At 73.2% G+C, this 9,142-nt stretch carries 12 protein-coding genes and 1 tRNA gene; 8 read left to right on the top strand and 5 right to left on the bottom strand.

Going from position 1 to position 9,142, the window contains the following annotated elements; all coding sequences use genetic code 11:
- Positions 1-77: 77 nt before the first annotated feature.
- Entirely contained in the window at positions 78-1,394 is a 1,317-nt protein-coding gene (locus tag ACK4LS_RS11260; protein ID WP_409717126.1) for a cytochrome P450, read from the bottom strand.
- A gap of 145 nt (positions 1,395-1,539) precedes the next feature.
- Here ACK4LS_RS11260 and ACK4LS_RS11265 point away from each other — a divergent pair, with 145 nt between their 5' ends.
- From ACK4LS_RS11265 to ACK4LS_RS11275, 3 genes are all read left to right on the top strand, one after another.
- Entirely contained in the window at positions 1,540-1,929 is a 390-nt protein-coding gene (locus ACK4LS_RS11265) for an ester cyclase (protein ID WP_409717128.1), read from the top strand.
- A gap of 116 nt (positions 1,930-2,045) precedes the next feature.
- Positions 2,046-2,327 carry a hypothetical protein gene (locus ACK4LS_RS11270; RefSeq protein ID WP_409717130.1) on the top strand — a complete coding sequence of 94 codons (282 nt, stop codon included), beginning with the start codon at positions 2,046-2,048 and terminating at the stop codon, positions 2,325-2,327.
- Positions 2,324-2,761 (top strand): BLUF domain-containing protein, encoded by a 438-nt coding sequence (locus ACK4LS_RS11275; protein ID WP_409717132.1) that lies wholly within the window; start codon positions 2,324-2,326, stop codon positions 2,759-2,761. Before ACK4LS_RS11270 ends, ACK4LS_RS11275 begins: the two co-directional genes overlap by 4 nt.
- 112 nt (positions 2,762-2,873) lie before the next feature.
- Here ACK4LS_RS11275 and ACK4LS_RS11280 read toward each other — a convergent pair whose 3' ends face one another.
- Both ACK4LS_RS11280 and ACK4LS_RS11285 read right to left on the bottom strand, forming a co-directional pair.
- On the bottom strand, positions 2,874-3,602 hold the full coding sequence (locus tag ACK4LS_RS11280; protein ID WP_409717134.1) for an SGNH/GDSL hydrolase family protein: 729 nt from the start codon (positions 3,600-3,602) through the stop codon (positions 2,874-2,876).
- A gap of 125 nt (positions 3,603-3,727) precedes the next feature.
- Positions 3,728-4,306: a YdeI/OmpD-associated family protein gene (locus ACK4LS_RS11285; protein ID WP_409717136.1), complete on the bottom strand. Its 579-nt coding sequence runs from the start codon at positions 4,304-4,306 to the stop codon at positions 3,728-3,730.
- Between the two features lie 138 nt (positions 4,307-4,444).
- On the opposite strand from ACK4LS_RS11285, the gene ACK4LS_RS11290 reads away from it, so the two are divergent.
- From ACK4LS_RS11290 to ACK4LS_RS11300, 3 genes are all read left to right on the top strand, one after another.
- A complete protein-coding gene (locus tag ACK4LS_RS11290) occupies positions 4,445-4,804 on the top strand; it encodes a hypothetical protein (RefSeq protein WP_409717137.1) in 360 nt (119 codons plus the stop codon).
- Positions 4,805-5,060: 256 nt separating this feature from the next.
- The gene (locus ACK4LS_RS11295; protein WP_409717139.1) at positions 5,061-5,822 is read left to right on the top strand and encodes an SDR family NAD(P)-dependent oxidoreductase; all 762 of its coding nucleotides are present in this window, start codon (positions 5,061-5,063) and stop codon (positions 5,820-5,822) included.
- Between the two features lie 85 nt (positions 5,823-5,907).
- Complete coding sequence (locus ACK4LS_RS11300) at positions 5,908-6,450, top strand: cysteine hydrolase family protein (RefSeq protein ID WP_409717141.1); 543 nt, start codon at positions 5,908-5,910, stop codon at positions 6,448-6,450.
- A 201-nt stretch (positions 6,451-6,651) separates the two neighbouring features.
- Here the strand turns inward: ACK4LS_RS11300 and ACK4LS_RS11305 are convergent.
- Positions 6,652-6,725, bottom strand: a tRNA-Gly gene (locus ACK4LS_RS11305).
- A gap of 152 nt (positions 6,726-6,877) precedes the next feature.
- Between ACK4LS_RS11305 and dcd the strand changes: the two genes are divergently transcribed.
- Entirely contained in the window at positions 6,878-7,483 is a 606-nt protein-coding gene (gene dcd / locus ACK4LS_RS11310; RefSeq protein WP_409717143.1) for a dCTP deaminase, read from the top strand.
- Between the two features lie 60 nt (positions 7,484-7,543).
- Here dcd and ACK4LS_RS11315 read toward each other — a convergent pair whose 3' ends face one another.
- Entirely contained in the window at positions 7,544-8,332 is a 789-nt protein-coding gene (locus ACK4LS_RS11315) for a MarR family winged helix-turn-helix transcriptional regulator (protein WP_409717145.1), read from the bottom strand.
- Between the two features lie 106 nt (positions 8,333-8,438).
- On the opposite strand from ACK4LS_RS11315, the gene ACK4LS_RS11320 reads away from it, so the two are divergent.
- Positions 8,439-8,966, top strand: a complete 528-nt coding sequence (locus ACK4LS_RS11320) for a MarR family winged helix-turn-helix transcriptional regulator (RefSeq protein ID WP_409717147.1) — start codon at positions 8,439-8,441, stop codon at positions 8,964-8,966.
- Positions 8,967-9,142: the final 176 nt, after the last annotated feature.

Consider the following 9,142-nt stretch of genomic DNA (forward strand, 5'->3'; position numbering starts at 1 on the left):
GCCCGCGGTGCACACGGGCTTCGGCGGCACGACGGAGGGCTCCGCGGATCCGAGCGACGCGTCGCGCCGAGGCGCCGTCAGCCCCGGGCGCCGCGGTGGAACGGGCACCCCGACGGTGCGTCCGCGCGGCGCACCAGGCCGCCGGAGCGCGGCTTGGTCGGCATCCGTCGCCGGTTCACGTCGAGCCCCCGACCCGAGATGCGGATGCGCGGGTCGCTGAGGGCGGCGACGGCGGCGGCGAGGCCCGCGATCGCGAGCTTCTCCCCCGGGCAGCGGTGTCCGGTGCGCACGTCGGCGCCGCCGTGCGGCACGAACGCGGCGAGCGCCTCGTAGTCGTCGACGCCCCGGAAGCGCTCCGGATCGAAGGCCGACGGGCGCTCCCATTCGCGCGTGTCGGTGTCGGTGCCGAGGATGTCGAGCACCACTCGGCCGCCCTTGCGGACGCGCTCGCCGTCGAGTTCGACGTCGGTCTCGGCCCAGGCGGGCAGCATGGGCACGAAGGGCGCGGTGCGGCGGATTTCCTGGGCGAACATCGTCGCGAGTTCCCCGCCCACGAGCGACCCGCGCTCGGCGGTCTCGGCCGCGATGCGTTCGCGCCACTCCGGCCGGTCGTGCAGTTCCTTCGCCGCGAAGGCGACGAAACGCGAGACGGCGATCATCGGGCGGAAGCTGTTCTGCAGCTCGACCCCGGCCGCGTGGGCGCTCAACAACTGCCCGTCGCCGTCGCGATGGTGCGCCCACGCGTGCAGGGCGGTGCCCTCGGCGGGGTCCAGAGTCCCCGAGCGGACCGCGTCGATGAGTTCTCCCGCGTGCCGATCGGACCAGCGGCGGTTCGCCAGCGCGAGCAGGAACTCGGGGGAGTAGGGCACCCCGAAGCCGTCGACGATCTGGGCCTGACGCTTCGCCCATCGGGTCTGAGCCGCCGCGGTGCCCGGGATGCCGGCCCACCGCATGATCGCGCGGCCGAGCGCCCCCACCGACGCCTCGTACGCCGAGCGCTCGCCGCCGGCGACCCACTCGTCGAGTTCACCCCGCCACTGCCGGTCGAGTTCGGGGAGCAGGCGCTGGACCTCCGCGTCGTCGTAGAGCACGTCGACGAACGTCGCCTTGCGGTGGCGATGCGCGGCCCCGTCGAGGCTGTGCACCGAGTCGTGGCCGAACAGCGACTCCTGGATGAAAGCGGGCATCGCGCCGTGGCGTTTCACGAGCGACTCGTCGTAGAAGAGGCGCACGCCCTCCTCGCCGCGGACGAACAGCGCCTCACGGCCCAGGAGTCGGAACGGCACCGCGCGTGCCCCGCGGTCGGCGCGGCGCCAGAGGTGGGCGCCGAAGCCGTAGCCGCGGACCAGGAGCGAGAGGGAGTCGTCACGGAGGAGGGCGAGGGGGGATGCCATGCCCGCCACGGTTCCACGACGTGGCCGGGCCGCCGAGGGGGCGGCGCAGCGACAGGCGGTGTGATAGCGGTCGGCGTCCGGCCCCGGGCGGCGCGGCGACGGGCTGACCCCGGCCCGTGCCCGCGGGGGCGTCGATAATGGGACGGTGGAGCCCTGGGAGATGCGCGAGTGGTTCGCCGACTTCCTCGAGGCGCTGAACCGGCACGATTCGGATGCCGTCCGCGCTTTCCTGCACCCGGCGGTGCGCCGCGCGCACCTGCCCGCCGGGGCCGACGCCTGGATCGCCGACTACGAGGACCTCCTGCACGGCTTCCCGGACTGGCAGTGGAAGCGCATCCAGCTGCTCGTCGAGGACGACCGCGTCGCCGCGCACCTGCGCGGCGGCGGAGCGCACACCGGAACCTTCGCGCACCGACCGGCGACGCGGACGAGGGTGAGCATCGCGACGTTCGGGATGTACCGGATCGAGCGGGGGCTCATCGTCGAGGCCAGCGGTACCGACGATGCCGCGCAGATCCGTGCGGCCATCGCCTGAGGGCCCGAACGGCCGTGCGGGACGGCGTGGCGGTCTGTCAAGGGCGGACGACTGTCGCAGGGCCCGGGTACGGTCGCTCGTGCCCGTCGAGAACACGGGCGGAAAGAGCAGTGAGCATGGTGTCTTCCGACCGACCCGGCGCCGGAGTCGTCTGGGCCCGCGTCGAGGAGGGCTTTCACGTCGGCAGCAGGATGGGTGTGTTCCTCGGATACATCGACCGTCAGCCCGACGGTGTCTTCCTCGCCTACGACGGTGCGAGCCGCGTGGTCGGTCGCTTCCGGGCGCTGACCGCGGCGATGGCGGCCGTCACCAACGGCCAGCCTCCGCACGACGAGGTCATCACGCTGGAACAGGTGCGGGTCCCCGCGCCGCGTCCGATCACGGGAGGGGACCGGTGAGCGCACCCGTCACGTCCATCGCCTACGTCAGCACGGCGACCGAGCCCTTCGACGACGAACAACTCGCGGGACTACTGACCCGCAGTCGTCGATCCAACGACGACCGCGACCTCACCGGCATGCTGCTCCACCGCCGCGGTCGCTTCTTCCAGGTGCTCGAGGGTCCGGCGGATGCCGTCGACGCCCTGATGGCGAGGATTCGTCGCGACCCGCGGCACGGCGACGTGCGCGTGCTGCTGTCGGAGCAGATCGACGAACGACGCTTCTCGGAATGGACGATGGGTTACGAACCCATCGGCGTCCCGGCCGCCCCCGCCCCCGAGGGCTTCCGCGACACCTTCGACGACCTCGAGTCCGACGACGGCGACGCGACGATCCGCGCGGTGCGCGAGCTGACCGTGTGGTTCCGCGCCCGTACCGCCTCCGACGCCTGAGCGGTCGCCGCGCGGGTCGGGACGGGATGCCGTCGCATCGGCGCCCCGGTTCGCCGGAGTCGCGATCGCGGCGGGCGGCGTGCAGGGTCGCAGCCGTCGGTGCCCGCGGCCGTCACAACGGCGGGTCGAGGGCGCGGAGCGCGGCATCCATCCGCTCCGCCATCACGGCGTATCCGGTGTCGTCGGGGTGCAGGCCGTCGCCGGCCATCCAGCTGTCGGACGAATCGGCGTGGTGTCCGTCGAGCCAGTGGCTCGCGCCCTCGACGTGGTCGGCCCCGATCCGGTCGGCGGCATCCTCGACCCATCCGGCGATGACGTCGACGGATGCCGGCCGCTCGGCGGTGTACCAGAAGGGTTCCACCACCACGATGCGCGCCGCCGGGAGTCCCTCCCGCAGGCGCCGGAGGTCGCTGTCGATCGTGGCCCGGATCCGATCGGCGGCGTGGTCGTAGCTGAAGGCGTCGTTCAGGCCCATCGTGACGAACACGATGTCGGGCTGGTCGTCGATCACGAGGGCCGGGATGTCATCGAGGCCGCCGAGCATGGAGGAGCGGCGGTTGACGAAACCGAGACCGTTCTCGCTGCGGTTGATCTCCTGCCAGCCGCGGGCGGTCGAGACGATCGTCGACCAGCGCTTCTCCGACGAGCTCGCGCCCGTGCCACGCGTGTACGAGTCGCCGTAGAACGACACCACCGGCCCATCGGCGGTCGGCGCGGCCGGCGGGGCGGGCGTCGGCGCCGTCGCGGGCGTCGGCGCGCACGCGACGAGGGCGAGAGCGAGGGATGCCGCGAGCGCCAGGCGCGCGGGTCGTCGGACACGCGGGAGGACTCGGGCACGCATGAGGCAATTGTCGCCCGTGCCGAGTCACTCGGGGCCGGGGTGCTTCAGCCCCGGGGGCGATCGCGCCAGGGAGGCCGCCCGCGGCGCGGCGCGGCGCGTGGCCCGAGTCGTACGCGCCCGAGCACTCACGTGTCGTCCCCGCCGCCTCCCGCGTCGAGTCGCGCCACCTGGCGCGCGATGCGGGCGGCGCGGAGCGTCTCGTTCGTCGCCGTGACGACGGGATGCAGCACGGAGTACCGCTCCGTGCGCGTGAGGGCGGCGAACGCGCGGGCCGCCGCGGGCGCGGCTTCCAGGGCCGCTCGCAGGTCGGGGGGAACCTCGATCGTCGCGGAGCCGGCGTAGGCCCGCTCCCACCGGCCATCGGCCCGAGCGCGCGCGATCTCGGCGGCGCCGCGCGGACGCATGCGCCCTTCGTCGACGAGCCGGGCGACGATGTCCACGTTGCGCGTGGACCACATCGACCGCGCGCGGCGCGGGGTGAAGTGCTGGCGGAAGGTCGCGGCGTCCCGGGACTGCTTGCGTCCGTCGATCCAGCCGCTGCACAGGGCCTCGTCGAGAGCCTGCGCGTAGGTGAGCGTGGTCGGCGAGGTCGTGCCCTTCTTGGCGAGCACGAGCCACACGCCGTCGCTGTCTTCTTCGTGCGCGTCGAGCCACGCCCTCCACCGCGCGGCGTCGGCCACGATGACCTCGGGCGGATCGGCCATCACGACTCCTTCTTCCGGTTCCTCGTCGGAACGCTAGCGCGCCCCACCGACATCGGTGGAGCGCCGTCCTCCGTATCGGACGGGGGCCGCCGAGGCAAGCGGGGCCCTCTGCCACGACCCGCGCCCCACGATGAGGGGATGCGATGTGTGACCTATGCCGGCGAGACCGTGACCACGACCGATGACGTGGCGGAGGCGCTCGTGAAGCTCACCGCCTCCATCGCCGCCGACGGACAGGCCGAGGCCGTCAGCATCCCCATCGTGCTCGACGACGGCGACACCGAGCAGGCCGAGCTCGTGATCGGTGTCGGAAACGACGTGCTGAGCGCGCCCGCCGACTGGGAGGGCGACGAGCCCGACTTCGCGTGGGCCGCCGAGGAGCTGCGCAAGCACCGTCGCTTCCCGCAAGCGCCCGCCATCGCCCATGAGCAGACGATCGACTCCGACAACCCCGACGCGTTCTGGGACCCCGACCTCGACGGTTTCACGCGCGCCTGATCGCAGAGCCCCCGCACCCGCGGGGGGAGCTCGTCAAGCCCGCCCTCGCGCGCTGCGCCAGACGTAGCGTGACAGATCCACGTCGGATGCGACCGGTTCATCGCCCTGACGTGCGAGCCCCGGACAGTCCGGGCGGCCCCGCCGTTTCGCGGTCGTCGCCCGGACGCTCGGAGTGCTCCCCGGCGCGAGGCGTTCTCGACGGGACCGATGTGCGCGGCGTCGAGCCGAAGCGGCGTTCGTTCGCGAGGATGGGACGATGTTCACCTCCCTCGTCACCGGCGCCTCGCGCGGTATCGGTCGGGCCATCGCCGTCGCACTGAGCGAACGCGGTGACCGCGTCGCCGTCCATTACGGTTCCGATCGCGCCGCGGCCGAAGAGACCCTCGCCCTCCTGCACGGTGAGGGCCATGTGCTCGTCGGCGGCGATCTGTCCGACCCGGCCGTCGCCGAGCGGATCGTCGACGAGGTCCTGACCGCGCTCGGACGCATCGACGTGCTCGTGAACAACGCCGCCATCGCCCCGAGCCCCGCAACCTCGCATCCGATCGACACCGCCGACTACGAGACGTGGCACCGCACCTGGGAGCGGATGGTCGATGTCGACCTGCTCGCACCGGCGAACGTCACCTTCCTCGTCGCGCGGTCGATGATCGACCGGGGCATCGCGGGGGCGATCGTCAACGTCGGCTCGCGCGGCGCGTTCCGCGGCGAGCCCGAGTTCCCGGCCTACGGTGCCGCGAAGGCGGGTCTGCACGCCATGGGTCAGTCCCTCGCGGTGGCGCTCGCACCGCACGGCATCGCGGTCACCAGCGTCGCCCCGGGCTTCGTGGGCACCGACCGGCAGCAGGGGAAACTCTCCGGCGCCGCGGGCGACGGCATCCGCGATCAGAGTCCGTTCGGGCGCGTCGCCACGCCCGAGGAGGTCGCGGATGCCGTGGTCTACCTCAGTGCGCCGGGATCGCAGTGGGCGTCGGGTGCGATCCTCGACCTGAACGGGGCGTCGCACCTGCGCAGCTGATCCCGGGACGCCGCGCGGCATAGCGGTCGAACCCGGCTCGCGGGGCCGATTGACGACGCCACCACCGGATGATGCACTGGGCCGCATGCAACCCGTGCTCGTCATCATCGACATCCAACGCGACTACTTCCCGGGCGGTCGCCACCCGCTCGTCGGCCCGGACGCCGCGGCCCACGTGGCAGCCGACGTCCTGACGTGGCAGCGGGCGCGGGGCGGTGCGGTCCTCCACGTGCGTCACGAGAGCGAGGGCGGGTTCCTCGAGGCCGGCACAGCGGGCGCCGAGATCGATTCGCGCGTGGCCCCGTCGGCGCAGGAACCCGTGATCGTCAAGCACGCGCCGAACGCCTTCGTCGGAACCGACCTGCAGGAGCGCCTCGAGGGTCTCGGCGCGTCCGCGCTGATCGTCGCCGGCATGATGACGAGCATGTGCGTGGATGCCACCGTGCGCGCGGCGATCGACCTCGGCTACGACGTGACGGTCGTCGAAGACGCCTGCGCGGCACCCGATCTGGAGTTCGGCGGGGTCGAGGTGGACGGCGCGCACGTGCACGCGGCGTTCCTCGCCGCCCTGCGTGGCGCCGGGGCGCACGTCGGGAAGGCCGCGGCGGTGGTCGGCGACCGCTCCTGAGGGACGACCTCGGCACGACCCGGGCGATGCCCTTCCCGACGGCGGTGGCCGGACCGTGGGCGGGGCTGACCCGCCTCCACGTGCCCGGCGACGCCTGCCCGCGGAGCCGGCGGCGGCGTGAATACGACCGCCGCGGCTCCGGTTCTTCCGGCGCCCGCGAGAAAGGCCCGCCCCACCGCCTGCGGCGGTGAGTCGGGCCTCTGGAGGGGCTGACGGGAATCGAACCCGCGCTATCTGCTTGGGAAGCAGAAGTTCTGCCATTGAACTACAGCCCCGTGCGCCGAGCGGCGACCCGGCCAGCATAACAGCGTCCGAGCGGCATCCTCCGGCATCCGTCTCTGAAGGGCACCCGTCCGACGTGTCTGAGGACGGGTGAATGCGGCGTAACCGGGGGGCGTGCGCGGGGCGCTCGCCCTAGGCTGAACGCGTGCTGCTCTCCGACCGCGACATCCGAGCCGAACTCGCCGACGGACGCCTGGGGCTCGACCCCTTCGATCCGGCCATGGTGCAGCCGTCGAGCGTCGACGTGCGCCTCGACCGCTACTTCCGGCTGTTCGACAACCACAAGTACCCCTTCATCGATCCGGCCGAAGATCAGCCCGAGCTCACGCGCCTCATCGAGGTCGCGCCCGACGAGCCGTTCATCCTGCACCCCGGCGAATTCGCCCTCGGGTCCACGTTCGAACGCGTCACGCTGCCCGACGACGTCGCGGCGCGCCTGGAGGGCAAGTCGTCGCTGGGTCGCCTCGGTCTGCTCACGCACTCGACCGCCGGTTTCATCGACCCCGGCTTCTCGGGTCACGTCACCCTCGAGCTCTCCAACGTGGCGACGCTGCCCATCACACTCTGGCCCGGCATGAAGATCGGTCAGGTCTGCTACTTCCGCCTGTCGTCGCCCGCCGAGAACCCCTACGGCTCGGGCCCGTACGGCAACCGCTACCAGGGCCAGCGCGGACCGACGGCCTCGCGCTCGGCGCTCAACTTCCACCGCACCGACGTCGGGTCGACCGACGCCGGGTCGGCGGGTCGCTGACCGGACGACGAAGCGGCGAGGCCCCCGGGGGAATCCTCGCCACCTCGCGTGCCCCGGAGGTCACTCGGGTGCCGACGACTCACGGCCGCGGCTGAAGCCGGCGTCGAAGCCGCGCTCGAAGGCGCGCTGAGCCGCGCGGTGTGCGCGGTGCGGTCCGTGTCCGCTCTGGCGGTGGCCGAAGCCGCGGTGTCCCGCGCCCGGTTCGGCGTCATCGTGCGCGGAGTGCTCGGGTGAGAAGCGGCCGTGGTGGCCGTGCGCGTGCTCCGCGTGCTCGCCATGCTTGCCGTCGGAGCGAGACCCGTGGTGCTCGCAGGGGTGTCCGCCGAGGCCGTGGCCGTGGCCGCCGCGCATGCCCGGGGCGAAGCCCGGACGCCGGCCGGGCCCGAACCCGGGCCCGAACCCGCGCCCGAATCCGCGCGGTCCGGAGCCGGAGCGGCGAGGGTCGGCGTCGTCGTCCGCCGCATCCGCGCCGAGGGCGGTGGCCAGGGCGTCGAGCGACGCTCCGAGGCGCTGGAGGTCGTCGGCGGGGATGCCGTCGAGCAGCGCCGAGCGGTCGGCATCCATCCGGTCGAGGATCGCCCGACCCTCGTCGGTGAGCGACCATCCGTCGTCGCCGCGGACGATCCAGCCGCGCTCGGCGAGATCGTCGATCCGTCCGCCGCCCCGCGAGAGGCGGTCGGCGACCCAGGGGGCGTCGATGCGGCCATCGACCGCGTTGAGGATCAGCAGGGACTTCGGAGGGATGCCGCTGTCGCGCAGCTGCGCGAAGAGGCGGTGGTGCAGCGCGTCGCCGACCCTCGTGAGGCGGTGGGCGAGGGTGCGGGGGTCGAGAGGTGTGGAGGTGTTCATGGGTGTCCTTTCGTGGGCGGAGGGTCCGCCGATGCATGTCATATGACAACGAATGTACTGTGACATGCATTCCTGATGCTTGTCAAGCGACATGTAAAATCGCCCCGTGACCATCGACCCGGCCGACGAGATCGCCGCCGCCCTGGCGCGCCTGCGCGGCCGTCGCCCGCGCCCCCCGTTCCCCGCCGAGGGGCACCATCACCCGCACGGCGGGTACGGCGGGCACGGCGGCCCGTGGGGCCGGGGTGCTCCCCCCTGGGCGGATCCTTCGCACGGACGCTTCGGCGGCCCCGCGCGTCTGCGCGTGCTCGACGCCCTCGTGGCGGCCTCCGGGTCGCTCTCTGTGAGCGAGATCGCGGAGGCGGTGGGCGTCGACCAGCCGCGCGCCTCGCGTCTCGTTCAGCAGGCGGTGCAGATGGGCCTCGTCGCCCGCGAGCCCGACCCCGACGACGCGCGCCGCGCCCGCGTGCGCCTCACCGCGGAGGGCGAGGGCCTCGTCTCGGGTTTCCGGGGGCGGCGTCGGGATGCCGTGCGCTCCGCGCTCGAGACGTTCACCGACGCCGAGCGTGCCGAGTTCGCGCGGCTGCTCGCGAAATTCGCCGACGCCTGGCCCGCGGGGGAGCCCCGCGACTGAGTCGGCGGCATCCGGGCTCCGGTCGTCCGCGGGTGAGCGTGCCGGGCTCCGGAGAATTCGAGGCATCGCGCGGCTTCGGCCGCACGATGAGGCCTCGGCCTAGCGGAACCGGGTGAACACTCCGGAGCCCGGCCCGCCTCCGGCCCGGCCGGCCCGCCCCAGCCGGCCCGCCGCCC

Origin of the sequence: Microbacterium sp., from assembly GCF_046295495.1 — a bacterium.
GTDB lineage: Bacteria > Actinomycetota > Actinomycetes > Actinomycetales > Microbacteriaceae > Microbacterium.